General features: G+C 66.3%; 23 protein-coding genes. 7 read left to right on the top strand and 16 right to left on the bottom strand.

Going from position 1 to position 25,085, the window contains the following annotated elements; genetic code table 11:
- The first annotated feature begins 216 nt into the window (after positions 1–216).
- The 6 genes from AABF56_RS07115 (at position 217) to lexA (ending at position 6,520) form a co-directional block, all read left to right on the top strand.
- On the top strand, positions 217–2,106 hold the full coding sequence (locus tag AABF56_RS07115; RefSeq protein WP_272805406.1) for a peptidylprolyl isomerase: 1,890 nt from the start codon (positions 217–219) through the stop codon (positions 2,104–2,106).
- Between the two features lie 15 nt (positions 2,107–2,121).
- On the top strand, positions 2,122–3,144 hold the full coding sequence (gene trpD / locus AABF56_RS07110; RefSeq protein WP_272805405.1) for an anthranilate phosphoribosyltransferase: 1,023 nt from the start codon (positions 2,122–2,124) through the stop codon (positions 3,142–3,144).
- 8 nt (positions 3,145–3,152) lie between these two features.
- A complete protein-coding gene (trpC, locus tag AABF56_RS07105) occupies positions 3,153–3,968 on the top strand; it encodes an indole-3-glycerol phosphate synthase TrpC (RefSeq protein WP_272805404.1) in 816 nt (271 codons plus the stop codon).
- Between the two features lie 13 nt (positions 3,969–3,981).
- Complete coding sequence (gene moaC / locus AABF56_RS07100; protein ID WP_272805403.1) at positions 3,982–4,479, top strand: cyclic pyranopterin monophosphate synthase MoaC; 498 nt, start codon at positions 3,982–3,984, stop codon at positions 4,477–4,479.
- Positions 4,479–5,702, top strand: coding sequence for a molybdopterin molybdotransferase MoeA (locus AABF56_RS07095; protein ID WP_272805402.1), 1,224 nt, complete (start codon positions 4,479–4,481; stop codon positions 5,700–5,702). The genes moaC and AABF56_RS07095 overlap by 1 nt, the downstream gene beginning before the upstream one ends.
- Positions 5,703–5,800: 98 nt before the next feature.
- Positions 5,801–6,520, top strand: a complete 720-nt coding sequence (gene lexA / locus AABF56_RS07090) for a transcriptional repressor LexA (protein WP_244765555.1) — start codon at positions 5,801–5,803, stop codon at positions 6,518–6,520.
- On the opposite strand, the gene AABF56_RS07085 is transcribed toward lexA, so the two are convergent.
- The gene (locus AABF56_RS07085; protein WP_272805401.1) at positions 6,511–8,967 is read right to left on the bottom strand and encodes a ComEC/Rec2 family competence protein; all 2,457 of its coding nucleotides are present in this window, start codon (positions 8,965–8,967) and stop codon (positions 6,511–6,513) included. The genes lexA and AABF56_RS07085 overlap by 10 nt on opposite strands.
- Positions 8,968–9,019: 52 nt before the next feature.
- Entirely contained in the window at positions 9,020–9,226 is a 207-nt protein-coding gene (locus AABF56_RS07080; protein WP_244765557.1) for a hypothetical protein, read from the bottom strand.
- 48 nt (positions 9,227–9,274) lie between these two features.
- Here AABF56_RS07080 and gltA point away from each other — a divergent pair, with 48 nt between their 5' ends.
- The gene (gltA, locus tag AABF56_RS07075; protein ID WP_244765558.1) at positions 9,275–10,564 is read left to right on the top strand and encodes a citrate synthase; all 1,290 of its coding nucleotides are present in this window, start codon (positions 9,275–9,277) and stop codon (positions 10,562–10,564) included.
- Between the two features lie 29 nt (positions 10,565–10,593).
- On the opposite strand, the gene lpxB is transcribed toward gltA, so the two are convergent.
- The 14 genes from lpxB to AABF56_RS07005 all read right to left on the bottom strand — a co-directional run bounded on the left by lpxB (position 10,594) and on the right by AABF56_RS07005 (position 25,085).
- The gene (gene lpxB / locus AABF56_RS07070) at positions 10,594–11,772 is read right to left on the bottom strand and encodes a lipid-A-disaccharide synthase (RefSeq protein WP_272805400.1); all 1,179 of its coding nucleotides are present in this window, start codon (positions 11,770–11,772) and stop codon (positions 10,594–10,596) included.
- Positions 11,769–12,647, bottom strand: a complete 879-nt coding sequence (locus AABF56_RS07065; protein ID WP_272805399.1) for an LpxI family protein — start codon at positions 12,645–12,647, stop codon at positions 11,769–11,771. The genes lpxB and AABF56_RS07065 overlap by 4 nt, the downstream gene beginning before the upstream one ends.
- 5 nt (positions 12,648–12,652) lie before the next feature.
- Entirely contained in the window at positions 12,653–13,468 is an 816-nt protein-coding gene (gene lpxA / locus AABF56_RS07060) for an acyl-ACP--UDP-N-acetylglucosamine O-acyltransferase (RefSeq protein ID WP_272807456.1), read from the bottom strand.
- A complete protein-coding gene (fabZ, locus tag AABF56_RS07055) occupies positions 13,465–13,932 on the bottom strand; it encodes a 3-hydroxyacyl-ACP dehydratase FabZ (protein WP_244765561.1) in 468 nt (155 codons plus the stop codon). The genes lpxA and fabZ overlap by 4 nt, the downstream gene beginning before the upstream one ends.
- Positions 13,925–14,992: a UDP-3-O-(3-hydroxymyristoyl)glucosamine N-acyltransferase gene (gene lpxD / locus AABF56_RS07050; protein ID WP_272807455.1), complete on the bottom strand. Its 1,068-nt coding sequence runs from the start codon at positions 14,990–14,992 to the stop codon at positions 13,925–13,927. The genes fabZ and lpxD overlap by 8 nt, the downstream gene beginning before the upstream one ends.
- Positions 14,993–15,041: 49 nt before the next feature.
- Entirely contained in the window at positions 15,042–17,372 is a 2,331-nt protein-coding gene (gene bamA / locus AABF56_RS07045; RefSeq protein ID WP_272805398.1) for an outer membrane protein assembly factor BamA, read from the bottom strand.
- A 240-nt stretch (positions 17,373–17,612) separates the two neighbouring features.
- Entirely contained in the window at positions 17,613–18,740 is a 1,128-nt protein-coding gene (gene rseP / locus AABF56_RS07040) for an RIP metalloprotease RseP (protein ID WP_432348302.1), read from the bottom strand.
- 31 nt (positions 18,741–18,771) lie between these two features.
- Complete coding sequence (locus AABF56_RS07035) at positions 18,772–19,605, bottom strand: phosphatidate cytidylyltransferase (protein WP_244765564.1); 834 nt, start codon at positions 19,603–19,605, stop codon at positions 18,772–18,774.
- A complete protein-coding gene (locus AABF56_RS07030) occupies positions 19,605–20,351 on the bottom strand; it encodes an isoprenyl transferase (RefSeq protein WP_244765565.1) in 747 nt (248 codons plus the stop codon). The genes AABF56_RS07035 and AABF56_RS07030 overlap by 1 nt, the downstream gene beginning before the upstream one ends.
- Before the next feature lie 42 nt (positions 20,352–20,393).
- On the bottom strand, positions 20,394–20,954 hold the full coding sequence (gene frr, locus AABF56_RS07025; protein WP_244765566.1) for a ribosome recycling factor: 561 nt from the start codon (positions 20,952–20,954) through the stop codon (positions 20,394–20,396).
- A 57-nt stretch (positions 20,955–21,011) separates the two neighbouring features.
- Entirely contained in the window at positions 21,012–21,734 is a 723-nt protein-coding gene (gene pyrH / locus AABF56_RS07020) for a UMP kinase (RefSeq protein WP_244765567.1), read from the bottom strand.
- A gap of 207 nt (positions 21,735–21,941) precedes the next feature.
- Positions 21,942–22,868: a translation elongation factor Ts gene (gene tsf, locus AABF56_RS07015; protein WP_244765568.1), complete on the bottom strand. Its 927-nt coding sequence runs from the start codon at positions 22,866–22,868 to the stop codon at positions 21,942–21,944.
- A 243-nt stretch (positions 22,869–23,111) separates the two neighbouring features.
- Positions 23,112–23,873: a 30S ribosomal protein S2 gene (gene rpsB, locus AABF56_RS07010; protein WP_064330154.1), complete on the bottom strand. Its 762-nt coding sequence runs from the start codon at positions 23,871–23,873 to the stop codon at positions 23,112–23,114.
- A gap of 384 nt (positions 23,874–24,257) precedes the next feature.
- Positions 24,258–25,085, bottom strand: a complete 828-nt coding sequence (locus AABF56_RS07005; RefSeq protein WP_064330155.1) for a cell envelope integrity EipB family protein — start codon at positions 25,083–25,085, stop codon at positions 24,258–24,260.

Here is a 25,085-nt window from a genome sequence, read left to right as displayed (position 1 = left end):
GTTTCGTATCGTGATAGGCCATTCTGGCGGTATTCCGTCAATAATTTCAGAAAACTTTTGTTTGCCGGCAAAATAAATCGGCACCGCCCCGCCCATTTGCGCCGGACCCGGTTTTCCCACGCATCGTGCGCGCCGGGCGGACTTCAATTCCCGCGAACTTTCCGTTAAGAGACGATCTCCGGCCGCATGGCCGCCGTGATTGAGGAAATTTAGACGATGCTCGAAGCCCTGAGACGCGCCTCCCATACTTGGGTGGCAAAAGCCCTGCTGATCGTTCTGGTCGGTTCCTTCGCTGTCTGGGGCGTTTCGAGCTCTCTTATCACCGGCACGGCCAATTCCGTCGTCACGGTCGGCGATGTCAGCGTCTCGCCGACGGACTTCCGCCTGGCCTACGAGCGCCAGGTCGCGACCATGTCGCAGCGCTTCGGCATGCGGCTGAACGCCGAGCAGGCCCGCGCCTTCGGCATCGAGAATCAGGTTTTCGCCGAGCTCGTCGCGGGCGCCGCGCTCGACCAGCTGTCGCGCGACATGAACCTCGGCCTTTCCGAAGGCCGCCTCGCCCAGCTGATCGCCGACGACCCGGCCTTCCGCGGCGTCAACGGCCAGTTCGACCGCATGGCCTTCTCCGCAGTGCTGCGCAATGCCGGCCTCAGGGAGAACGACTACATCAACAACCGCAGCCAGGTGGCGATCCGCGCGCAGGTCGTCGAGGCGGTTTCCGACGGCTACAAGGCACCGGACGTGCTGACGGCGGCGCTGCGCCAGTATCGCAACGAGGCGCGCACCGTCGATTATCTCATCCTGAGCAATGCCAATATCGACCCCGTCAAGGCACCGGGCGACGACGTGCTCGCCCCCTGGTTCGAGGAGAACAAGGCCAAGTACCGCGCGCCGGAATACCGCAAGGTCGTCTATGTCTCGCTCGAGCCGAAGGACATTGTCGACACGGCCGCGATCACCGACGAGGCGCTGCGGGCCGACTATGAGAAGAACAAGGAAAAATACCGCACGCCGGCCACCCGCACGATCGAGCAACTGACCTTCGCCGACCGCGCCAGCGCGGACGCCGCCGCCGCCAAGCTCGCCTCCGGCACGACCTTCGACGCCATCGTCGCCGAACAGGGCAAGACGGCCGCCGACGTCCTGCTCGGCGATTTCACCGAGGCGAACGTCCCGGACCAGAAGTTCGCCGCTCCCGCCTTCGCCGTCGCCGAGAACGGCGGCACGACGCCGGTCATCGACGGCACGTTCGGCCCGATCATCCTGCGCGTGACGAACATCCGCCCGGAAAACGTCAAGACCTTCGACGAGGTGAAGGAGGAGCTGCGCAGCGAGCTGGCGCTGAGCGAGGCCGCCGACGGCATCCTCGCCGTGCATGATCGGCTGGAAGACGCGCGCGCCGAGGGCCTCAGCCTTGCGGAAGCGGCCGCCAGGAACAACCTCAAGGCCGTGACGCTCGACGCCGTCGACGCCCAGGGCAACGACCAGAAGGGCGAGGAGATCGACGGCCTGCCCGAAAAGGCCACCCTTCTCGGCGAGGTCTTCAAGACGGATGTCGGCACGGAAACGCAGCCGATCAATGTCGGCCGCGAGGGCTATGCCTGGTTCGAGGTGCTCGACGTGATCCCGGACCGCGACCGCACGCTCGACGAAGTGCGCGAACGCGCGGTTGCCGACTGGACCGCCGAGCAGCAGCGCCAGACGCTCGCCAAGAAGGCGGAGGAGCTGGCCGAGCGCGTGCGCAAGGGCGGCGACCTTGCCGCCATCGCCGGCGAGCTCGGCATGGCCGTGGAGAACAAGACGGGCCTCAACCGCGGCGCCCAGGATCCGGTGCTGAGCCCGGCAGCCGTCGCCGCAGCCTTCGCCGGTCCCGTCGGCCATGTCGCCAACACGCCGGGCGTCGACGGCGAGGGCCAGATCCTGCTGAAGGTGACGGACGTGAACGCCGAGACCGCCACCGACGCGCTTTCAGGCGACGAGCAGCAGATCGCCGCCGTCGCGCGCGCCAGCGGCGACGACATCCTCGACCAGATGGTGAGCGCCCTGCAGGCCTCCTACGGCGTCTCGATCAACCGCACGCTCGCCGAGCAGAGCATCGCGCGATAGGGAGACGGGAACCGCATGTCCGACCTGAAACCCTATATCGCCAAGGTCGCCGGGGGCGCGACGCTGGATCGCGAGGACGCCCGCGGCGCCTTCGAGATCATCATGTCCGGCGCCGCCACGCCCTCGCAGATCGGCGGCTTCCTGATGGCGCTGCGCGTGCGCGGCGAGACCGTCGACGAGATCTACGGCGCGGTCGGCTCGATGCGCGCCCGCATGCTGCCGGTCGATGTTCCCGCCGACGCGATCGACATCGTCGGCACGGGCGGCGACGGCGCGGGCACCTACAACATCTCGACGCTCGCGGCGATCATCGTCGCGGGCGCCGGCGTTCCGGTCGCCAAGCACGGCAACCGGGCGCTGAGCTCGAAGTCGGGCACGGCGGACGCCCTCTCCTGCCTCGGCGTCAAGCTGGACATCGGCCCCGCGGAAATCGCGCGCTGCGTGCACGATGCCGGCCTCGGCTTTATGTTCGCGCAGCTGCATCATCCCGCCATGAAGCATGTCGGCCCGTCGCGCGTCGAACTCGGCACGCGCACGATCTTCAACCTGCTCGGCCCGCTCTCCAATCCCGGCAGCGTCAAGCGCCAGCTGCTCGGCGTCTTCTCGCCGCACTGGCTGCTGCCGATCGCCGAGGTGATGCGCGACCTGGGCTCGGAAAGCATCTGGGTCGTTCATGGCGAGGGCCTCGACGAGATCACCACGACGGGCACCACCCGGGTCGCCGCCCTCGAAAATGGAAAGATCCGCACCTTCGAGCTGACGCCTGCCGATTTCGGCCTGCCCCAGGTTGCGCTCGACGACCTGCGCGGCGGCGACGGCGCGCACAATGCCGCCGCCCTCCTCTCCGTGCTCGGCGGCGCGCACATGCCCTACCGGGACATTTCGCTCGCCAATGCCGCCGCCTCGCTGGTCGTCGCCGGCAAGGCGGAAACGCTGAAGGACGGCATGCGGCTTGCCGTCGAAGCGCTGGAAAGCGGCCGCGCCCGCACCGTGCTGGAACGCCTTGTCGCGGTTTCCAACGAAGGCAAGGCGGAGTAGGATTGTCCATGACCGATATCCTGAAAAAGATCGAGGCCTACAAGCTGGAGGAGATCGCCGCCGCCAAGGCGCGCGTTTCCCCCGCCGAGCTTCGCGCCCGCATCCGCGACCAGGAGCCGCCGCGCGGCTTCTTCGCCAGCCTCAAGGCGAAGAAGGCCGGGGGCCGCTTCGGCCTCATCGCCGAGATCAAGAAGGCAAGTCCCTCCAAGGGCCTCATCCGGCCGGATTTCGATCCGCCGGCGCTGGCGAAGGCCTACGAGGCCGGCGGTGCCGCCTGCCTTTCCGTGCTCACGGACACGCCGAGCTTCCAGGGCGCGCCGGAATTCCTGACGGCGGCGCGTGCGGCCTGTGGCCTGCCGGCGCTGCGCAAGGATTTCATGTTCGACAGCTACCAGGTGCTGGAGGCGCGCGCCTGGGGCGCGGACTGCATCCTCCTCATCATGGCCTCGCTCGGCGACGACGACGCGAAGAGGCTGGAGGACGCCGCCTTCTCGCTCGGCATGGACGTGCTGATCGAGGTGCACGACGCGCCGGAAATGGAGCGCGCGCTGAAGCTCAAGTCCAAGCTCGTCGGCATCAACAACCGCAACCTGCGCACCTTCGAGGTGGATCTCGCCGTGTCGGAAAAGCTCGCCGGCATGGTGCCCGAGGACCGGCTGCTGGTCGGCGAGAGCGGCATCTTCACCCATGCGGATTGCGAACGGCTCGGCAAGGCCGGCATCTCCACCTTCCTCGTCGGCGAGAGCCTGATGCGCAAGGACGACGTGGCGGCCGCGACGCGCGAGCTCCTGACCGGCTCCGCCGGCATGCTGGCGGCGGAATGATGGCGGTCGCGCAATGACGGGCGAGGCCCGCACGCTCACCCATATCGACGCCGCCGGGCAAGCCAGCATGGTGGATGTCGGCGACAAGGCCGAGACGGTGCGCGTTGCAAGAGCCGAAGGCTTCGTCCGCATGGCGCCGGCGACGCTGGAGCTCATCCTTAGCGGCAATGCCAAGAAGGGCGACGTGATCGGCACGGCGCGCCTTGCCGGCATCATGGCCGCCAAGCAGACCGCGAGCCTCATCCCGCTCTGCCATCCGTTGATGCTGACCAAGGTGGCCGTGGAGGTCTTCGAGGACCGCGCCCTGCCGGGCCTGCGCGTCGAGGCGATGGCCAAGCTCACCGGCCGCACCGGCGTCGAGATGGAAGCGCTCACCGCCGTCAGCGTCGCCTGCCTCACCATCTACGACATGGCCAAGGCCGCTGACCGCGAAATGGAGATAAGCGGCATCCGCCTCGTCGAAAAATCCGGCGGACGCTCCGGCGACTACCGGCGCGGAGACGCCGGCTGATGTCCCTCCTCAGCGTCGCGGACGCCCTCGACCGCCTGCTTTCCGCCGCCCGGCCGACGCGGCGGACGGAGACGGTTGGGCTGCACGAGGCCGACGGCCGCGTGCTCGCCGAAGACATCGCCGCACGGCTGACGCAGCCGCCCTTCGACAATTCCGCCATGGACGGCTATGCGGTGCGCCATGCGGACATCGCCGTGCTCGGCTCCGTCCTGTCGGTCGTCGGCCTCTCCTCGGCCGGCCATGCCTTCGAGGGCATCGCGGCGCCCGGCGAGGCGGTGCGCATCTTCACCGGCGCCCCGCTGCCGGCCTTCGCCGATACCGTTCTGCTGCAGGAAGATGCCGCGGTGCTGGAAGACGGCCGCATCCGCACCACCTTCCTCACCCCGAAGGGCCGCCACATCCGTCCCCGCGGCCAGGATTTCTCCGAGGGCGAGGTCGTCCTGAAGGCCGGCGACGTGCTCGATGCCGGCCGGCTGACCGTGGCGGCGGCGATGAACCACCCCGTCTTGCCGGTCTATGCCCGCCCCCGCATCGCCCTGCTCGCCACCGGCGACGAGCTCGTGCCGCCCGGCACGCCGCCCGGCGCCAGCCAGATCATCGCCTCCAACACCTACGGCGTCGCCGCCCTCGCCCGGGAGGCCGGCGCGGAGGTGATCGACCTCGGCATCGTTCGCGACGACAGGCAGGCGCTGCTGGAGGCCGTTCGCCACGCGCTGACGCAGGATATCGACGTGCTCGTCACGCTCGGCGGCGCCTCCGTCGGGGATTTCGACCTCGTGCAGCCCGTGCTCGGCGAGGCGGGCATGGAACTCGATTTCTGGCGCATCGCCATGCGCCCGGGAAAACCCCTGATGGTCGGCCGCCTCGGCGCGGTCCAGGTGGTGGGCCTGCCCGGCAATCCCGTTTCGAGCCTCGTCTGCTCGCATCTCTTCCTCGCTCCCCTCGTGCGCCGTCTCGCCCGCCTGCCGGCGAAAGACCGGCAACATCCGGCCGTCGCCGCCGTGCCGCTCAAGGAGAACGACCACCGGCAGGACTATGTCCGCGCGCGCATCGCCCGCGGCCCCGCCGGCGAACTGCTCGTCACGCCCCTCGACAAGCAGGATTCCTCGATGATGAAGGCGTTCGCCGTCTCCGAAGGCCTGCTCGTCCGCCCGCCCCACGCCCCGGCGGCCCCGGCGGGCACGCCCTGCACGGTTCTTCTGCTGCGCGAACCTGCCGCCTGAACAGTACTATTATTGTTTCAGCAACCCCTTGCGGAACACATATGGAACAGATAGTGTCTGTTCTGGATTTGTTTCACACGATTCTCGGTGGAGGGGCCATGCTCACGCGCAAACAACAGGAACTTCTCCTGTTCATTCATGAACGGATGAAGGAGTCCGGCATTCCCCCCTCCTTCGACGAGATGAAGGATGCGCTGGATCTCGCCTCCAAGTCCGGCATCCACCGCCTCATCACGGCGCTGGAGGAGCGCGGCTTCATCCGGCGCCTGCCCAACCGGGCCCGCGCGCTGGAGGTGATCAAGCTTCCCGAGGCCTATACCCAGAGCCTGCAGCCGCGCCGCGGCTTTTCGCCGGCGGTCATCGAGGGCAGCCGCGGCAAGCAGGCCCCGGCCGCCGCCCCGCCGCAGCGCACGCCGATCGCGGAGATCCCGTCTTCCGTCTCCGTACCGGTCATGGGCCGCATCGCCGCCGGCGTGCCGATCTCCGCCATCCAGAACAACACGCATGACATCACCGTGCCGGCCGAGATGATCGGCAACGGTGAGCACTATGCGCTGGAGGTCAAGGGCGACTCGATGATCGAGGCCGGCATTCTCGACGGCGACACGGTCATCATCCGCAATGCCAGCAGCGCCAATCCCGGTGAAATCATCGTGGCGCTTGTCGACGACGAGGAGGCGACCTTGAAGCGCTTCCGCCGCAAGGGCGCGTCCATCGCGCTCGAAGCGGCAAACCCAGCCTACGAGACCCGCATCTTCGGGCCGGACCGCGTGAAGATCCAGGGCAAGCTGGTCGGCCTCATCCGCCGCTACAACTGATCCTTCGGAAGATCGAAGGTGCCGGTGCGCCAGTCATAGGTGCGATGGCGGGACCACGGCCGGGCTAAGCTTTCGACGGCCGGCGTGATGTCGGCCCCGGAGAGAGCGCCGGATGCGCCTTCAGGATCCGGCCGGATCTCGAGGGCGCCGGTTCGCCTCAGATGACGCGCCGTCACCAGGCGGGCGCCCGAACGGCAGACCTCCAGCCGGAGGGCAAAGGGAACGACGACGAGATCGGCGGCGTCGCAGGCCGTGCCCAGGAAGGCGACGTCGTCCAGGGTGACGATCCGCCAGCCGCTCGGCGAGACGGCGGCGCAGAATGCCTTTGCCTCGCAAACGAAATTGTCGCCCTCTCTCGCCGCCGTGAAAGCCGCGGCCATGGCGTCCCTCGCCTTTTGCCGGTCGGCCTTGCGCCGGGGCCGTTTCCGGTCTCCGGTTGCACCGGAGGGCTCGCCCGCGTCCTCGATAGTCAATCCCGCGCTCCGGCGGATGTCCGGTTTTGCAAGATCGCCGAGCCGGAGGGCGCGCCGCCACTGCGCATAGATGAAGTCCGGCGGCCGCGCACGGTTCGTCGCGACGGTTTCGCCATGAAGGATGGCGACGAGGCGGCCGTCCTCCGACACCAGCGCCTCCGGCGCATCGCGTCCGGCCGGCCAGCAGGCGATGGCGAGGCCGAGGCCGACAAGCAACGTTCCCGCATGGCGCAGCCGCGTGCGCAGGATGCAGACAAGGCCGCCGCCGAGGCCGACCAGAAGGAAGGCGGCGGGCGCAATGCGGCCGGTGACGATCTCGCCCTTCCAGTTCGCGACCCATGTCGAAAGGGCGATCATCCACTCGATGCCCTTGCCCATGATCGCGAAGGGCACCGCATCGAGGCCAAGGGGCATCAAGAGCACGGCGACGAGACCGAAGGGCATGACGACGGCGCTGATGACGGGCATGGCGAGCAGGTTGCCGGCCAGCCCGTAGGCCGGGATGCGGTGGAAGTGGCCGATGGAATAGATCAGGGTCGAGAACCCGCCGATCAGCGAGGACAGCATGAGCCCGCCGAAGAAGCGGCCGAGCGCGCCGCCGAAGAGTTTCAGGCGCCCTCCCCCGTCCTCCCGCCGGACGGGGCGTTCGCGCCAGGCCGCATAGCCGGCGACGAGCCCGAGCGTCGCCGCATAGGACATCTGGAAGCCGGGATTGGTGACGGCGGACGGCGTCGCGACCAGGATGAGGATCGCCGAAAGTGCCACGTTGCGCAGGCTGATCGCGGACCGGCCGAACAGCACCGCGACGAGCATGACGCAGATCATGATCCAGGAACGCACGGCGGAGATCGCGCCGCCCGAGACGAGGATGTAGAGCGTCACCATGACGAGCGCCCCGGCGGCGGCGATCTTCTTGGCGGGATAACGCTCGGAGAAGCCCGGGATCAACGCCATCACGACGCGCGCGCCGACGAGGAAGGTGCCGGCGGCAAGCACCATGTTGAGCCCGGAAATGGCGAGCACATGGGCAAGCCCCGCCTGCCGCAGCGCCTCCACCGTCTCCACGCCGATCGCCCGCTGTTCGGCCGTCACCAGTGCCGCGGCGATCGCCCCGGCATCGCCCCCGATGCGGCCGCGGATGTGCTCGGTGAGGTTGTTGCGCCATGTGGCGATCTCCTGCCGGATCCGGTCGGCAAGCCCCGGATCGGCCACCGCGGCCGTGCCCGGCGCGCGGTAGAAATAGCCGACCGCCCCGGTGCCGGCGAAATACGCGTCGAAGGCGAAGTCGTTGAGACCCGAAAGCGCCGGGCCGGAGGGCGGGCCGAGCCGGGCGCGCCCGGTTATGCCGCCGCCGATCGGGATCGGCGCGTGCCGGCTGCGGGCCAGCAGCGTCACCACGGCGGGTTGCCGCTTCAGCACGGGATCGCGCGTCGCATCGAGCGCGATGCGATAACGGATCGCACCGCGTTCATCGCTTTCGCGCGAGAGCACGCGGCCATGGATCTCGGTGGTAACCGGCGCGTCAAGGATGACCGTGCCGAGCCGGGCGCTTTCAAGCGCGGCCAGCAGCATGCCGGCGGGAACCAGAAACGCCGCGGCGGCCACAAGCGCGACCCAGTCTTCCCGGTGGCGCAGGCGCCAGGCCGGCCAGAAGGCGAGTGAGGCGGAGAGGAGTATGGCAAGAAGCGGCGGATCGGAGGCGACGGCAAACCAGAAAGCGGCCCCGGCGCCGAGAAAGACCGGAACGAAGAGGAAGAAGTGGCCGTGGGCGCGCTCCTCCGCAAGGGCTGCCGCGCCCGCCTGCCGCGCGGCAGCCGCGCCCCGGAGACGCATTGCCGCGTGCCGCATGCCGGAAAACACGGACCCGTTGCGCGGCCCGTAAACCGGGGTCGGCAGGCGGGCGCCATCAGGCACCGCCCGCCAGGCATCGGCCTCGGGCACTTCCCGCCGTTCTTTGACGTCGGCTTTCTCCATGATCGCGGCCCCGCCCGTCCGGACCTCATCATGCAATCGAACGGAAGAATATTCAATCAGCAGTAGCCGCCGCAGATGCTAAGCCAAACAGAAAGGATGCCACCTCCGCATTTAATGAAACACGCGCAAAAGTTGCTTGAAACTTGTTGGAAAGGGTAGATATTGCGTTGCCGGAAAGCCTGTTTTCGCAATGCACAATTTGCCTTTGGTCTCGCTTGGCATGCAAACGCAAATGGGCTAGCAAAACGAGCATGTTCATGGTTCCGGCACAACCTCGTGCCGCCATTGGAAACAACGGAGGATCGTTATGACAGGAACAAGCGCGGGTGTGTCGATCGGTGACAAGACAGTCGAATTGCCGACCCGGTCCGGTACGATCGGCCCCGATGTGATCGACATCGGCACGCTGTACAAGAATACAGGCGCCTTCACCTACGACCCCGGCTTCACCTCCACCGCCTCCTGCGAGTCGAAGATCACCTATATCGATGGCGACGAAGGCGTGTTGCTGCACCGCGGCTACCCGATCGAGCAGCTGGCCGAACACGGCGACTTCCTCGAAGTCTGCTATCTTCTGTTGTACGGCGAGCTGCCGACCAAGGCCCAGAAGGACGATTTCGACTACCGTGTCACGCACCACACCATGGTGCACGAGCAGATGAGCCGCTTCTTCACCGGCTTTCGCCGCGACGCCCACCCGATGGCCGTCATGTGCGGCTGTGTCGGCGCGCTGTCGGCCTTCTACCACGACTCCACCGACATCACCGATCCGCACCAGCGCATGGTCGCCTCGCTGCGCATGATCGCCAAGATGCCGACGATCGCCGCCATGGCCTACAAGTACCATATCGGCCAGCCCTTCGTTTACCCGAAGAACGACCTCGACTACGCGTCGAACTTCCTGCGCATGTGTTTTGCCGTGCCGTGCGAGGACTATGTGGTGAACCCGGTGCTGTCGCGCGCCATGGACCGCATCTTCATCCTGCATGCCGACCACGAGCAGAACGCCTCCACCTCGACGGTCCGCCTCGCCGGCTCCTCCGGCGCCAACCCCTTCGCCTGCATCGCGGCCGGCATCGCCTGCCTCTGGGGCCCGGCCCATGGCGGCGCGAACGAAGCCGCGCTCAACATGCTCGCCGAAATCGGCTCGGTCGAGCGTATTCCGGAATATGTCGCCAAGGCGAAGGACAAGAACGATCCGTTCCGCCTGATGGGATTCGGCCACCGCGTCTACAAGAACTACGACCCGCGCGCCCGCATCATGCAGAAGACGACGCACGAGGTTCTCGGCGAGCTCGGCATCAAGGACGATCCGATGCTGGAAGTCGCGATGGAGCTGGAGCGCATCGCGCTGACGGACGACTACTTCATCGAGAAGAAGCTCTATCCGAACATCGACTTCTACTCCGGCATCACGCTGAAGGCGCTGGGCTTCCCCACCACCATGTTCACCGTGCTCTTCGCGCTCGCCCGCACGGTCGGCTGGATCGCCCAGTGGAACGAGATGATCGAAGACCCGGAACAGCGCATCGGCCGTCCGCGCCAGCTCTATGTCGGCGCTCCGAAGCGCGACTATATCCCCGTCTCCAAGCGCTGATTTCAGCAGATATCCATGAAAAAGCCCGGTCAGTTTCGACCGGGCTTTTTTGCTGCAAGGAGATCGAGGATGACCGCCGCGCCGGTCTCGCCGGGCGGCCTTCCGGTCTGCATGCGTTCGTGCACGAGGTCGTAGCCTTGCAGCATGGCGCGGCGCTGCATCGTCTCCTGCGAAAGCCGCTCGAACCAGCGGGTCAAGCTGCCGGGGCGCACCATGTCGTTCAGGTATTCCGGCACGACGGCATAGTCGGCGATGATGTTGGGGATCGCCGCCGTCCAGATCCTCACCTTGCCGAGGAAGAGGTTGGCGAGCCAGTCGAAACGATAGGTCGAGACGACCGGCACGCGGGCGAGCGCCAGTTCGAGGATGACGGTGCCGGATGCCGCGATCGCCGCATCGGCCTCGGTGAAGGCCTGCCACTTCTGCGCGGTGGACACGGTGATCTGCGGTTTCACCGGCCAGTCTGCCGTCAGCTTTCGCACCAGCGCTTCCTGCCGCGGCACGGTGGGCAGGAGGAAGCGCGTGCCGGGGTTTCGCGCGGTGATCTCCCGTGCGGCCTCGCCGAAGACCGGCAGCAGGCGGGTGATTTCGGTGCCGCGCGAGCCGGGAAGCAGCAGGCAGACGCGCTCGCCGGGCGCCCGCTCGGCGCGGGCAAGGCGCGCGGCGCGGATGTGCCGGATATCGGGATCGCCGATCAGCCGGTGGCCGACATAGGTCGTCGCCGGGCCGCCGAGCTGCTCCATCACGGCCGGCTCGAACGGCAGGAGGGCGAGGACGTGGTCGACATAGGCGCGCATGCGCGGCGCGCGCTCTTCCTTCCAGGCCCAGACGCTCGGGCAGACATAGTTGACGACCGGCAGGTCCGGCAGTGCCTTGCGCACGCGGCGCGCCACGCGGTGTGTGAAGTCCGGGCTATCGATGATGACAAGCACGTCCGGTCGCGCGGCGATCAGGGCATCGGCCGTCTGGCGAATGCGGCGGATGAGCGATGGCAGGCGTTTCAGCACCTGCGAGATTCCCATGATGGAGAGCTCGGAGAAATCGAACAGGGATTGAAGCCCCTGCCGCTCCAGTGCCTCGCCGCCGACGCCGACGAGCGCGACCGGGCCGGCATGGGCAACCCGCAAGGCCGCGATCAGGTCGCCGCCGAGGAGATCGCCGGAAACCTCGCCGGCAACGACGCCAATCGTCAGGGGCCTTCCCGTCATTGCCTCATCTCCGCCCTGTCCGGCACGATGCCGGTCACGAACAGGCCGTTCGCATCCGCTTCGGCAACGAGCGCCGCGCGCTCCAGCACCAGCGAGCGCCCAGCCTCCACCGCAATCCCCGCGAGGCCGGCGGCGCGGGCGCGGCGCAGGGTTTCCACGCCGATTGACGGCAGGTCGGCGCGCAGGTCCTGCTCCGGCTTGCAGAGCTTGACGAGCACGCCCTTGCGGCGCGCGGAGATGCGCCCGGCCGCGCGCAGGCCCGCCACCCGCTCCAGCATTGCATCCGTGCCCTCCGCCCCCTCCAGCGCCACCACGCGCCCGCCGAGCGCAACGGCGCCCTGCCCCACGTCGAGGCGGCCGAGCACCAGCGCGGCGGCGGCGGCGGCGGCGATATCGGCCTCGGCGGCCGCGTCCGGGGCGACGGCGCCGAGCGGGCCTTCGCTGCCGAGCAGGTCCGGCACGATGTCATGCGCGCCGACGACACGCACCCCCTCGGCCTCGATCAGCCGGATGACCATCTTCAGCACCGCATCGTCGCCGCCCTTCAGCAGCGTGCGGATGATGGAGGGCACGGCGGCAAGAGCCTTCAGCGGCGCATGGATGTCCCGCCATTCCGGCCGGCGCCGGACGGAGCCCGACAGCACGGCCCGGCCGATGCCCTTCGCGCGGAAGGTGGCGCCGATGCCGGCATAGTTGCCGATGGAGATGACCTGGTGCTCGAAGCCGGACCAGTCCGGGCTGGCTTCGTCACGCAGCGCCAGGATGTAGGGATCCTCGCCACGGGCGCGGGCCGCATCCGCGACATAGCGCGGCAGGAGGCCGCCGCCGGCGATGATGGCCAGCCGGTCGCGCGCGAGGGGCCGGCTGTCCGCCATGCCGCTCAGGCCTTGCCGCGGTTCGGCGAGGAGAGCGCGCGGTCGCTTTCGGCGGCGATGAAATCGAGGATGTGCATGACGGGCACGCTGTTCGCATAATCCGCGCGGATCGCGGCCGCATTGGCGCGGATCGAGCCCTCGCCTTCGAAAATCTGCTTGAAGGCGCGGCGGACCTCGTGGATCGCCGCCTTCTCCATGCCCGCCCGGCTCATGCCCACGACGTTGAGGCCGCCGAGGATGCCCGGATTGCCGTTCAGCATGCCATAGGGGATGACGTCATAGGCGACCGCCGAAAGGCCGCCGATGAAGGCCTGACGGCCGATGCGGGTGAACTGATGCACTGCCGAGCCGCCGCCGAGGATCACCCGGTCCTCGACGGTCACATGGCCGGCGAGCATGACATTGTTCGACAGGATGATGTGGCTGCCGAGCTGGCAGTCATGCGCGACATGCGAATTGGCGAGGAACAGGTTGTTGCTGCCGACGACGGTCTTGCCGCCGCCTTCGGTCGTGCCGGTGTTCATCGTCACGCCTTCGCGGATGACGCACATCTCGCCGACGGAAAGCGTCGTCTCGGCGCCGTCGTGATGCACGCTCTGCGGATCGCCGCCGATGACGGCATTGGCGAAGATGCGCGTGCCGCGGCCGATATCCGTGCGGCCCGTGACCACCACATGCGTCAGAAGCTCCACGCCATCGCCGAGAACGACCTTGGGCCCGACATGGCAGAAGGGGCCTACGACGACGTTCTCACCGATGACCGCCCCGTCCTCGATGACGGAGAGCGGGTGGATCTTCGCGCTGGCGGCAATCATGATCAGGCGTCTTCCTTCTTGACGATCATCGCGCCGATATCAGCTTCCGCGACGAGTTGCCCATCAACTTTTGCGTCGCAGTGAAACTTCCAGATATTGCCGCGCTGCTTCTGCTTGGCGACGTGGAATTCGACGCGGTCGCCGGGCACGACCGGCTTGCGGAAGCGCGCATTGTCGATCGTCATGAAGTAGACGAGATTGGTGCCCGCGCGCGTCTTGCGGGCACAGATCGCGCCGGCCGTCTGCGCCATGCCTTCGATGAGCAGCACGCCCGGCATGATCGGGTGATCGGGAAAATGGCCCATGAACTGCGGCTCGTTGACCGTGACGTTCTTGATGCCGATGGCCGAATCGTCGCCGTCGATGTCGACGATCTTGTCGACGAGCAGGAACGGATAGCGATGAGGAAGCAACGTCAGGATCTCACGCAGATCAGCCACGCCGAGCGTCGCCTTGGTCTCTTCACTCATCGTTGCCCCCCTTCTTCTGGACTCGAGTGCTGGAACGCATGGCGATCTCCGCCATGTCGCGCAGGAAATCGCGCATCGGGCGGGCGGGAATGCCGCCATATTTCTCGCCCGGTGGAATATCGGCGACGACACCGCTCATGGCGGCAATCTGCGCGCCGTCTCCAATGGTGATATGACCGTTGATGCCGGCCGCGCCGCCGATCATCACGCCATCGCCGATGCGCGTGCTGCCGGCGATGCCGACGCCGCTGACGATGCCGCAATGGCGGCCGATGCGCACGTTGTGGCCGACCTGGACCTGATTGTCGATCTTGGTGCCCTCGCCGATGACGGTGTCGTCCATCGTGCCCCGGTCGATCGTCGTGTTCGCGCCGATCTCCACATGGTCCTGGATGATCACGCGGCCGATCTGGACGATCTTGATCATGCCGGGCCTGAGACCGGGCGCATAGCCGAAGCCGTCCTGGCCGATGCGCGCGCCGGGGTGGATGATGACATTGTTGCCGATCAGCGCGCACTGGATCGTGACGCCCGCGGCGATCGTGCAGTCGCGGCCGATGCGCACGCCCGCGCCGACGATCGCGCCCGGGCCGATGCGGCTGCCCTCGCCGATCTCCGCGCCCCTGCCGATCACCGCCATGGGTTCGACGGACACATTGTCCTCGAGGCGCGCCTGCGGATCGACATAGGCGCCCTGGGCGACGCCGGCGGGCGCCGAGGTCATCGCTTCCGGCCGCATGGCGGCGGGATACAGGATTTCCCCGGCGCGGGCAAAGGCCGTGTGCGGGCGGGTCGAAAGCAGAACCGCGATCTTCGACGGAATGAGCGGGGCCAGAGCGCGATCGCACAGGATGGCAGTCGCCTCGCTGGTCTCAAGCTCGGCGCGAAACTTGCGGGAGAGGATGTAACAGAGGTCGCCGTCCTTCGCCCGGCTCACGGGCGAGACGCTGCGCACGATGCGGTCGGCATGCGCGGCGTCGGCAAGTTCCGCCCCAAGCCTTGCCGCCAGGTCTCCCAGGCGAACGCCGTCATGGGGCGGAAAAAACCAGTTATGCTCCATAGGCATGACTCCAGAACGCCCGTCTTCTCGCAGTTCTGGACTGCCTATCTCAGAACTGGGTTGCGATGCCGAACTTGAAGCGCTGGACCTCGTCGAAGGATTCCTTCTTGACCGGAACAGCATAGTCGACACGCAGCGGACCGAACGGCGATGCCCAGATGATGGAGGCACCGACCGAGGCGCGCAGGCTCATGTCCTCGCCACGAACCCTGTCGGCCGCAACGGTCTTGACGTCGTTGCCGTAAAGCGTGCCGGCATCGACGAAGACCGCACCGCGGAAGCCGGAGTCACGCGCGATGAACGGCAGCGGGAAGGACGCTTCCGCGGAGGCCGTGAAGTAGGTCGTGCCGCCGAGCGCATCGCCCGTCGACGTCGCGCGCGGGCCGATGCCGCCCGATTCGAAGCCGCGCAGGTCGTTTGCCGACAGCGTGAACTGGTCGTAGACCTTCACGTCGTTGCGGCCCCACATGTGGCCACCGCTGACGGCGATCGAGCCGATGACGTCCGCATCCTCCATGAGCATATGGAAGTACCGGGCCTTGCCCGAGATCTTGTAGAAATCCGAATCGCCGCCGAGGCCGGCAAATTCCTGCGTGATCTGGGCGAAGATGCCGTCGCGCGGCAAGGTCCTGTCGTCGATCGTGTCGTAGGTCAGGCTGTGCGAGATCGAGGACCGAACCCACGGGCCGTTGACGACGACATGCTGGTAAGGCGAAGACAGCTCGCTCAGGTCGCCGGAATTATAGTCGAGCTTGGTGTAGTTGTAACGCAGCGACGTCGACAGGTCTTCGGTGATCGGAGCCGTCACGCGCAGCGTGAAGCCCTGCGTATCGACGCTGTAGTAGTCTTCGCTGTCGTCTTCGTTCTTGAACACGTCGAAGCCGGCCGCAAGGCGGTAGCCGAGGAAGTAGGGCTCGGTGAACGACAGGTTGTAGTCGCGCGAGTTCTCGCCGCCACCGGCAGCAACGCGGATGTACTGGCCGCGGCCGAGGAAGTTCTTCTCCTCGATCGAGGCTTCCAGCTTGAAGCCGCCCTTGTCGCCCGTCTCGTAACCGGCGCCGATACCGAACGAACCGGTCGACTGGTCCTGGACGTCGACGACCAGGACGACGCGGTCGGGCTGGCTGCCCGGCGCCGTGGAGATGTTGACGGTCGAGAAGTAGCCGAGCGCCTCCAGGCGACGCTTGGCGCGCGTGATGACTTCCTGGTTGAAGGCGTCGCCTTCGCCGATGTCGAACTCGCGGCGGATGACGTAGTCGCGCGTGCGGGTATTGCCGCGGATCTCGATGCGCTCGACATAGGCGCGCTCGCCCTGGTCGACGAGATAGTCGACGGCGATCGTGCCATTGCCCAGATCGCGGTTGCCGCGCGGCGTCACGCGGGCGAACGGATAGCCGTTGGCCGCGACGCGCTTGGAAATCTCGGACATCGTGTCCTGCACGTCGCGGGCGCGGTAGACCTTGCCCGGGCGCGATTCGATGAGGCCCTGCAGCTCCTCGCCGTCGATGCCCTCGACCGTCGATTCGACGCTCACGGGGCCGAAGTCGTAGCGCTGGCCTTCCTCGACCGTGAAGGTCACGACATATTCGTTGGAGGCTTCGTCGAGGACGGCTTCCGACGAGACGACGCGGAAGTCGGCATAACCGTTGTTGAAGTAGAACTGGCGCAGCGCCTCTTCGTCGGCACGCAGCTTGTCTTCGCTGTAGACGTCCTTGCGGGTCAGGAACGACAGGAAGTTCGACTTCTTGGTGACGATGACGGCCTGCAGGCGGCTGTTGCTGTAGGCCTGGTTGCCGACGAAATTGATCTGCGAGATCTTCGTGCGGTCGCCCTCGTCGACGATGAAGGCGACGTTCACGCGGCCATTGCCGAGCGGATAGACCTGCGTCGTGACGGTGGCGTCGGAGCGGCCGATCGAGGCATAGGCGTCGCGGATGGCCTGCTTGTCGGCTTCGATGGCGGTTTCGCTGTACGGGCCGAGCGACTGCGAGCGCAGGACGGGCGTGAGCTTCTCGTCCTTGATCTTGCGGTTGCCGTTGATGACGACCTGGTTGATCAGCTGGTTTTCATCGACCGTGACGACGAGCGTGCTGCCGGAGACGGCGATTCTCACATCGGAGAAATAGCCGGTCGCGAACAGGCGGCGCACGGAAGCGTCGATGTCGGCGTTGGAGAAGTTCTTGCCGGGTACAATGGTGATGTTCGCCTTGACCGTATCGGCGCTCACACGGCTGGCACCACGCACCTGGACGCTGCGGATCACGGCCGCTTCCGCGACGGTGGCGGAGACAAGCGTGGCAAAAGAGCCGCCCGTGACAACCATACTGGCCGACAATGCAACGGCCGACACGGCGTTCAAAAAGTTTGAACCAGCTTTCATCTTCACTACTTACCTTCGTTTCAACGTCCCGGCAGGCGCGCGCCCGACTCCGGTCACGTTTGCCGTTTTAACCGCTTTTGCCATACAAGCAAGCGTACGCGTTAATTTCTGTTTACTTCAATTCCAACCGTGGCCCGAAGGCCACTACATCCGTTTCATTACGGTAAACAGAGCGTTAGCGCGACTGCCTCAGCGTAAGCGGCCCCCTTTTTCGATTCCCTGCCGGCAATGCGGCAAACCTCAGCCGAGGAGCATGGAAATGTCGTTCCAGGTCGCGAAAACCATCAGCATGAGCACCAGCGCCATGCCGATGCGGAATGCGATCTCCTGCGCCCCGGGCCCGACAGGCCTGCCCCGGATAGCTTCCACCGCATAGAACATCAAATGGCCGCCATCAAGTACCGGAACCGGCATCAGGTTCAAAAGTCCAATGGAAACAGACAGAACAGCGGCAAGCTGCAGCAGGGCGGCAACACCGAGCGTCGCCATCTGGCCGGAGGCCTGCGCGACGCGGATCGGCCCGCCGAGCTGATCGGCCTTCATGCGTCCCATCACGAGGTTGGACAGATAGTCGAACGTCCCCGTCACGATATGCCAGCTCTGCAGCACGCCCTGCCCCACTGCCTCGACCGGGCCGTATTCCACGACGCGGAAATTGCCGCTTTCCTGGTTGGTCACGATGCCGATCAGGCCGAGCTCGATCTTGTTGCCGAACTGGTCGGTGATCTCGGTGCGCTTGGGCACCATGGGCAGGTCGAGGTCCTGGCCGTCGCGGCGCACCGTCACCGTGATCGTCAGCTCCGGGCGCACGCTGACATAGCGGCGCACGTCGTCGAAGGTCGCGACCGGATTGCCGTCGAGCGCGACGAGGAGGTCGCCCGGCCGCACGCCCGCCTCTTCGGCGGCGCTGTCCGGGCGCACTTCCGCGACGATCGGGTCGGCGATCTGGCGGCCGTAGATGGAGAACATCACGGCGAAGATGGCGATGGCGAGCACGAAATTGGCGATGGGGCCGGCGGCGACCGTGACCGCCCGTTTCCAAAGGGCGGCGCCGAGGAAGGTGCGCTTGCGCACATCCTCCGGCAGCGAGGCGACGGTATCGTAGTCCGGTATGGAGGCCGGGTCGTCGTCGCCGAGGAATTTCACATAGCCGCCGAGCGGGATGGCGGAGAGTTTCCAGCGCGTGCCGTGGCGGTCGGTGAAGCCGAAGAGTTCCGGGCCGAAGCCGACGGAGAAGGCCGTGACGCCGATGCCGGACCAGCGGCCGGCAAGGTAATGGCCCATCTCGTGCACGAAGACGATGAGCGTCAGCACGACCAGGAAGGGAAGGATGTAGCCCGTCACGAATCCAACGGAGCCAGCCAGCATGTCCATGAACCCAATCCCCAATGTGTCGCCGCTACGGGCCGAAAAGGAACACGCCGGCCGGCGTGTTGACGGTGCCCGAAACGATCGCGTCGCCAAGCGCAATGAGGAACGCGGCGAAGCAGGCAAAAACAAGGCCGTCCACCCGGTCCATGACGCCGCCATGTCCCGGAATGAGGCGGCTGGAATCCTTGACGCCGAAACGGCGCTTGATGAAGGATTCGAAAAGGTCGCCGATCTGGCTGAACACCGAGAGCACCAGCGCGATCGCCGGCACCCACAGGCCGTTCAGCGGGAAGAAGATCATGTGCACGAGCGTGCCGGCGACAACCGCGGAAATGGCGCCGCCGATCGCCCCCGACCAGGTCTTTCCCGGCGAGATGGGCGGGGCGAGCTTCGGCCCGCCGACCGCCCGGCCGACGAAATAGGCAAGGATGTCCGTCGCCCAGACGACGGCAAAGATGAACAGCATGGCGGCAAAGCCGTGGGCGGTGTCGCCGCGGATGGCGGCGAGCGAGATCGCCGTAAGGCCGGAATAGACGATGCCGCCGGCAAGCCAGCCGCTGCCCTTCAGGGCAAAGGCATAGGCGATGCCGATCAGGGTGGCGCCGATCAGCGCGGGCAGCGCGAGCTCGTCGAAGCCGAAGAGCACAAGCGCCGCGACGAGCACGACCGACAGCCAGCCGAAGGCATTGGCGCGGAAGTCCGTTTCCGGCAGGCGGATGATCGTCGACCACTCGTAGTAGACGAGCAGCGCTATGGCCGAGGCGAGCAGGCGGAAGGCAAGGCCACCGAGCCAGGTCGCGAGAAGCACGACGACGGCGAGCACGATGCCGGAGAGGATGCGCAGGCGCAGTTCGCTGTGCATCACGAACCCACCGCAAGCGTCTTTGCCGCCTGCAGGCCGCCGAAGCGGCGCTCGCGCATGGCATAGCGCGACAGCGCGGCGACAAAGGTGTCGCGCGAAAAATCGGGCCAGAACTCGGGAATGAACATCAGCTCCGCATAGGCCGCCTGCCAGAGCAGGAAGTTGGAGAGCCGCTCCTCGCCGCTGGTGCGGATGATGAGGTCGGGGTCGGGAATGCCGGACGTGTCGAGCGAGGCGCCGATGCGCTCCGGGCCGATCTCGGCGGGATCGAGGCGGCCGGCGGCGACCTCGGCCGCGAGCCGGCGCACGGCGCGGGCGATCTCGTCGCGCGAACCGTAGTTGAAGGCGATGACCAGCGTGATGCCGGTATTGGCGCGGGTCGTGTCCTCGGCCTCCAGCAGGAGCGGCAGGATGTCGCTGGAAAGGTTCGCCTTGTCGCCGATGACGCGGATGCGCACGTTCTCCCGGTGCAGCACCGCGAGGTCACGCCGGATGAAGGTCTTGAGCAGGCCCATCAGGTCGCTGATCTCGCTCTCCGGCCGGCTCCAGTTCTCCGAGGAGAAGGCGAAGAGCGTGAGGTATCGCACGCCGCATTCGGCGGCCGTGCGCACGGCCTCGCGCACCGCTTCGACACCCTTGCGGTGCCCCATGGCGCGCGGCAGGCCGCGGGCATTCGCCCAGCGTCCGTTGCCATCCATGATGATGGCGACGTGTGCCGGTGCGGTGCTGGGCGAGAGCTGGTTCATGAACGATCCGGAAAGGAGGAACGGAGGCAGGCGGCAGAAGCCCTAGACCTGCATGATTTCCTTTTCCTTCTCGGCAAGCAAGCGATCGACCTCCAAAATCGTCTCGTCGGTCATCTTCTGCACCTTTTCGGACTGGCTGCGGGAGAGATCCTGCCCGATATCGCCATCCTTTTCGGCTTTCTTGAGGTCGTCCATGCCGTCGCGGCGCACATGGCGGATCGCGACCTTGGCCTTTTCGGCATAGTCATGCGCGACCTTGACGAGCGACTTGCGGCGCTCCTCGTTGAGCTCGGGCAGCGGAATGCGGAGATTCTGGCCGTCGATGATCGGGTTCAGGCCGAGATTCGATTCGCGGATGCCGCGTTCGACGGCGCCGACCATGCCCTTGTCCCAGACGGAGACCGACAGCATGCGGGGCTCGGGAACGGAGATGTTGGCGACCTGGTTCAGCGGCACGCGCGAACCATAGGCCTCGACCTGCACCGGATCGAGCACGTTGGCCGAGGCACGGCCGGTGCGCAGCGACGCGATGTCGTTCTTGAAAGCCGAAATCGCGCCATCCATGCGACGCTTCAGTTCCTTCAGGTCAATACCTTCACTCATCGGATACTCCCGTTTTCATAGAGCGGCTGCACGCGCCTCGCGTGCGCGCCTCAAGAATCAGTTGTCGGTTACGATGGTCCCGCGCCCGCCCCCGGTCAATATTTCAGCAAAACCGCCCTTTTCGTGGATGGAGAAGACGATGATCGGGATGTGGTTCTCGCGCGCCAGCGCGACGGCTGCGACATCCATGACGGCAAGGCCCCTTTCAAGGACCTCGCTGTGCGTCAGGCGGTCGAAGCGCGTGGCGGCCGGGTCCTTCTTCGGGTCGGCCGAATAGATGCCGTCGACCTGCGTGCCCTTGAAGATCGCTTCGGCGCCCATTTCGGCGGCGCGCAGCGCGGCGGCGGAATCGGTGGTGAAGAACGGGTTGCCCGTGCCGCCGGCGAAGATCACCACGCGGCCGAGCGAAAGATGGTAGAGCGTCGCGCGCTGCGAAAAGCTCTCGCAGATCTCCGGCATGGCGATCGCCGACAGGACGACCGTGTCGATGTCGAGCTTGCGCAGCGACGTCGCGAGCGCCAGCGCGTTGATGACCGTCGCCAGCATGCCCATGTGGTCGCCGGTGACGCGATCGCCGCCCTTGGAGGCAACCGCCACGCCGCGGAAGATGTTGCCGCCACCGACGACGACGCCGACCTCCACGCCGAGCGCCCGGGCTTCGGCGATGTCGGAGGCGATGCGATCGGCGACCGCCACATCGATGCCGAAACCCTGCGAGCCCATCAGCGCCTCGCCGGAGGCTTTCAACAGAACACGTTTGTAGATTGGCTTGGCCGTCATGGTCGCTCCTGAACTCGTGCACCTGCTCTCCCGAACCGGCAGCCGGGCAGAACCGAGGGCGGTCCCGCTTGAGGGCAGCCATCGCCGCTTGAGAATTTCGGGGCAGGCATTTCGGCAAGCCGGATACACGAAGGGCGCCGCGTTGTCACGCGGCGCCCCCTTCTTTTCCCGGGCGGGTCATTCTTTTCCCATGCGGGAATGTGAAAATCAGCCCTTGGCGACGGCTGCGACTTCGGCGGCGAAGTCGGACTCTTCCTTCTCGACGCCTTCGCCGAGCAGGAGGCGGGCCATGCCGACGACTTCGATCGGCGCGCCGACGGTCTTTTCAGCTTCCTTGACGGCAGCGCCGACCGTGAGGTCGGGGTTCATGACGAAGGCCTGCGACAGAAGGGCGACTTCCTCGAAGAACTTGCGCATGCGGCCTTCCACCATCTTCTCGATGATGTTTTCCGGCTTGCCGGAGGCGCGGGACTGCTCGATGAAGACGTTGCGCTCGCGCTCGGCGACGGCAGCATCGACTTCCTCGGCGCGGATGGCGAGCGGAGCCGTCGCGGCGACGTGCATGGCGACCTGGCGGCCGATGGCGTTCAAGGCTTCCTTGTCGCCGGTCGACTTCAGCGCGACGAGCACGCCGAGCTTGCCGAGACGGTCGGCGGCGGCGTTGTGGATGTAGGTCGCGACGACGCCGTCCTCGACCGACAGCAGGACCGAGCGGCGCAGGTTCATGTTCTCGCCGATGGTGGCGACGGCGTCCTTGATCGTGTCGGTGACCGACTTGCCGGTTGCCGGATAGGTGGCGGCACCAACGGCCTCGACGGTGCCGTCGGTGGTCAGCGCCACGTCGGCAACGCCGCGAACCATGGTCTGGAAGGCATCGTTGCGGGCAACGAAGTCGGTTTCGGAGTTGATCTCGACGACGACGGCCTTCGTGCCGGCGCTGGCGATGCCGATCAGGCCTTCGGCTGCGGTGCGGCCCGACTTCTTGTCGGCCTTGGCGATGCCCTTGGCGCGCAGCCAGTCGATTGCCGCTTCGATGTCGCCGTTGTTTTCAGCCAGCGCCTTCTTGCAGTCCATCATGCCTGCGCCGGACTTTTCGCGCAGTTCCTTCACCAGTGCAGCGGTGATTTCAGCCATTGTGAGCCTCTTGTCGGTTCTTGTTGCGTGTCGCCGGAAAACCTCGGCGAACTCAAGGTTTTGGGAACGAATGTACCCGGAAGTGTGACAGGGTGATGAAGATCACCGCCGACCCGCCGCCTCAACCACGACCCCGGGGTCGCGGGCAGACAGGGTCTTCAAACAAGCCGAGGCCAGGGATCGTCTCTCTGGCCTCGGTTATCTCAAGAAAGCAGGAACGAAAGCCTCGCTCCGACCTTGGCCTTACGCTTCGGCTTCGAGAGCCGGCTCGACCGGAACCTCGGCGGACGCGCCGAGGTCACGGCCCGATGCGCCCTGCTGGCGGGCGATGCCGTCGATGGCGGCACGCGCGATCAGGTCGCAGTAGAGGGCGATGGCGCGCGAGGCGTCGTCGTTGCCGGGGATCGGGAAGTCGATCGGGTCCGGGTCGCAGTTCGAATCGATGATGGCGACGACCGGGATGCCGAGACGCTTGGCTTCCTGGATCGCGATCGATTCCTTGTTGGTGTCGATGATGAACATCAGGTCCGGCGTGCCGCCCATGTCGCGGATACCGCCGAGGGCCTTTTCAAGCTTCTCGCGTTCGCGCTCGAGGTTGAGACGCTCCTTCTTGGAGTAGCCGGAGCCTTCCGAGGACAGGATCTCGTCGAGCTTGCGCAGGCGCTGGATCGAGTTGGAAATGGTCTTCCAGTTCGTCAGCATGCCGCCGAGCCAGCGGGCGTTGACGTAGTACTGGGCCGAACGCTTTGCGGCATCGGCAATGATGTCGGACGCCTGGCGCTTGGTGCCGACGAAGAGCACGCGGCCGCCACCGGCAACCGTGTCGGACACGACCTGAAGGGCGCGCGACAGCAGCGGAACGGTCTGTGCCAGGTCGATGATGTGGACGTTGTTGCGGTCGCCGAAGATATACGGCTTCATCTTCGGGTTCCAGCGGTGGGTCTGGTGGCCGAAGTGAACGCCGGCTTCCAGGAGCTGGCGCATAGAGAAATCGGGCAATGCCATGCCTTGTCATCCTTTTCCGGTTGAACCTCCGCAAGGCGATCAGCGCTTCCTTCGGAAACGCCACCGGCGGAACCGCCCGGATTTCTCCCGGACAATCCCATGCCTCACGTGTGGAATGGCTGCCCCTTAACCGCAGTTTCCCGGCAAATCAAGGGCAGCGGGGTAAAAAAGTCGGTATGCAGGACATTACCCTTGGCATTTGCACGGCGGTCGGCGCCCCTTCTGTGTCTCCAAAGAGGCCACATCGACAACGAACGCCGCCCCACCCACTGTCGTCATCCTCGGGCTCGACCCGAGGATCCACCTGGCGCCCGCGGCGTGGATGGTCGGGTCAAGCCCGACCATGACGGAGGAGAGGTTGTGCGGACGTCCTTTGCCCGTCGCCTATTTGCATTCCTGCGGCTTGAACATCTCAAGCTTGGCAAGCTTCCCGCTCAGCACGAACTCGCCGTAGTCCATGGTGAGGTCACGGGTGATTCCGTTCTCGTAGAGCTTGAAGGACATGCGGTAGACCGGCAGCGCGTCGCCTTCGCTCGTATCGTTGTAGTAGGCGATCGACACCGGCCAGAACGCCTCCTTGGAGAAGCTGCCGGCCTTGTCGGCGTCCGGATCGCCGGCTTTGGGCATTTCCTTCTTGCCGACGACGGCGGTCGTCATCAGCGTCTTGTCGCCGGCGTCCGAGCCGTCGAAAAGGCGCGCCTCGAAGAAGCGCTCGCCCTTCCTGGCGTGTTCGATGACGTCGAGCATGTGCTCGGTCGGGAAGCGGCTTGCGGCGAGCTCCACCTGCTTCGTGTCCGGCGCGGTGAGATCGACGCTGACGCCTTCCTTGTCCTCGCGCGCCGTGCCGCGCACCTCCTTGTCCAGCTTCTCGTCGGTGAAGGAGCGGGTGAGGAAGCGGAAGCTGCCGTTCTTCAGGTCCTCGTAGGTGGTCGTCTGCTGGTCGGTGAGGCGCGTTTCCTCGCCGGTATTGACCTGCGTGACGAAACGGAAGCTCACCGTATAGCCATCGCACGGGCTGCCGTTGAACTCGTAGACCATGCGGCCGTACATGCCGGCGATGCCGGAGCGCTCGGTCGCGTCCTTCAGCTTGAGGTCGTAGACGGCGCGGTGCGGCGCAAGCCCGGTCGCCGGCGTGGCAAAGGCGCTCGGAACGCCGCTGCCGGCGAAGCATGCCCCGGCCGTCAGGGCCGCGACAAAGGCTGAACGAAACAT

It is taken from the genome of Shinella sp. WSC3-e (assembly GCF_945994535.1).
GTDB classification, from domain to species: domain Bacteria; phylum Pseudomonadota; class Alphaproteobacteria; order Rhizobiales; family Rhizobiaceae; genus Shinella; species Shinella yambaruensis.
The sequence above is the reverse complement of the archived record's forward strand: the minus strand, read 5'-3'. Positions and strand labels throughout refer to the sequence as shown.

What these genes read in the sequence shown, in the direction of transcription:
- AABF56_RS07115 (WP_272805406.1), top strand. Translation starts at nt 217, where the DNA reads ATGCTCGAAGCCCTGAGACGCGCCTCCCATACTTGGGTGGCAAAAGCC.
- trpD (WP_272805405.1), top strand. Translation starts at nt 2,122, where the DNA reads ATGTCCGACCTGAAACCCTATATCGCCAAGGTCGCCGGGGGCGCGACG.
- trpC (WP_272805404.1), top strand. Translation starts at nt 3,153, where the DNA reads ATGACCGATATCCTGAAAAAGATCGAGGCCTACAAGCTGGAGGAGATC.
- moaC (WP_272805403.1), top strand. Translation starts at nt 3,982, where the DNA reads ATGACGGGCGAGGCCCGCACGCTCACCCATATCGACGCCGCCGGGCAA.
- AABF56_RS07095 (WP_272805402.1), top strand. Translation starts at nt 4,479, where the DNA reads ATGTCCCTCCTCAGCGTCGCGGACGCCCTCGACCGCCTGCTTTCCGCC.
- lexA (WP_244765555.1), top strand. Translation starts at nt 5,801, where the DNA reads ATGCTCACGCGCAAACAACAGGAACTTCTCCTGTTCATTCATGAACGG.
- AABF56_RS07085 (WP_272805401.1), bottom strand. Translation starts at nt 8,967, where the DNA reads ATGGAGAAAGCCGACGTCAAAGAACGGCGGGAAGTGCCCGAGGCCGAT.
- AABF56_RS07080 (WP_244765557.1), bottom strand. Translation starts at nt 9,226, where the DNA reads ATGAACATGCTCGTTTTGCTAGCCCATTTGCGTTTGCATGCCAAGCGA.
- gltA (WP_244765558.1), top strand. Translation starts at nt 9,275, where the DNA reads ATGACAGGAACAAGCGCGGGTGTGTCGATCGGTGACAAGACAGTCGAA.
- lpxB (WP_272805400.1), bottom strand. Translation starts at nt 11,772, where the DNA reads ATGACGGGAAGGCCCCTGACGATTGGCGTCGTTGCCGGCGAGGTTTCC.
- AABF56_RS07065 (WP_272805399.1), bottom strand. Translation starts at nt 12,647, where the DNA reads ATGGCGGACAGCCGGCCCCTCGCGCGCGACCGGCTGGCCATCATCGCC.
- fabZ (WP_244765561.1), bottom strand. Translation starts at nt 13,932, where the DNA reads ATGAGTGAAGAGACCAAGGCGACGCTCGGCGTGGCTGATCTGCGTGAG.
- lpxD (WP_272807455.1), bottom strand. Translation starts at nt 14,992, where the DNA reads ATGGAGCATAACTGGTTTTTTCCGCCCCATGACGGCGTTCGCCTGGGA.
- bamA (WP_272805398.1), bottom strand. Translation starts at nt 17,372, where the DNA reads ATGAAAGCTGGTTCAAACTTTTTGAACGCCGTGTCGGCCGTTGCATTG.
- rseP (WP_432348302.1), bottom strand. Translation starts at nt 18,740, where the DNA reads ATGCTGGCTGGCTCCGTTGGATTCGTGACGGGCTACATCCTTCCCTTC.
- AABF56_RS07035 (WP_244765564.1), bottom strand. Translation starts at nt 19,605, where the DNA reads ATGCACAGCGAACTGCGCCTGCGCATCCTCTCCGGCATCGTGCTCGCC.
- AABF56_RS07030 (WP_244765565.1), bottom strand. Translation starts at nt 20,351, where the DNA reads ATGAACCAGCTCTCGCCCAGCACCGCACCGGCACACGTCGCCATCATC.
- frr (WP_244765566.1), bottom strand. Translation starts at nt 20,954, where the DNA reads ATGAGTGAAGGTATTGACCTGAAGGAACTGAAGCGTCGCATGGATGGC.
- pyrH (WP_244765567.1), bottom strand. Translation starts at nt 21,734, where the DNA reads ATGACGGCCAAGCCAATCTACAAACGTGTTCTGTTGAAAGCCTCCGGC.
- tsf (WP_244765568.1), bottom strand. Translation starts at nt 22,868, where the DNA reads ATGGCTGAAATCACCGCTGCACTGGTGAAGGAACTGCGCGAAAAGTCC.
- rpsB (WP_064330154.1), bottom strand. Translation starts at nt 23,873, where the DNA reads ATGGCATTGCCCGATTTCTCTATGCGCCAGCTCCTGGAAGCCGGCGTT.
- AABF56_RS07005 (WP_064330155.1), bottom strand. Translation starts at nt 25,085, where the DNA reads ATGTTTCGTTCAGCCTTTGTCGCGGCCCTGACGGCCGGGGCATGCTTC.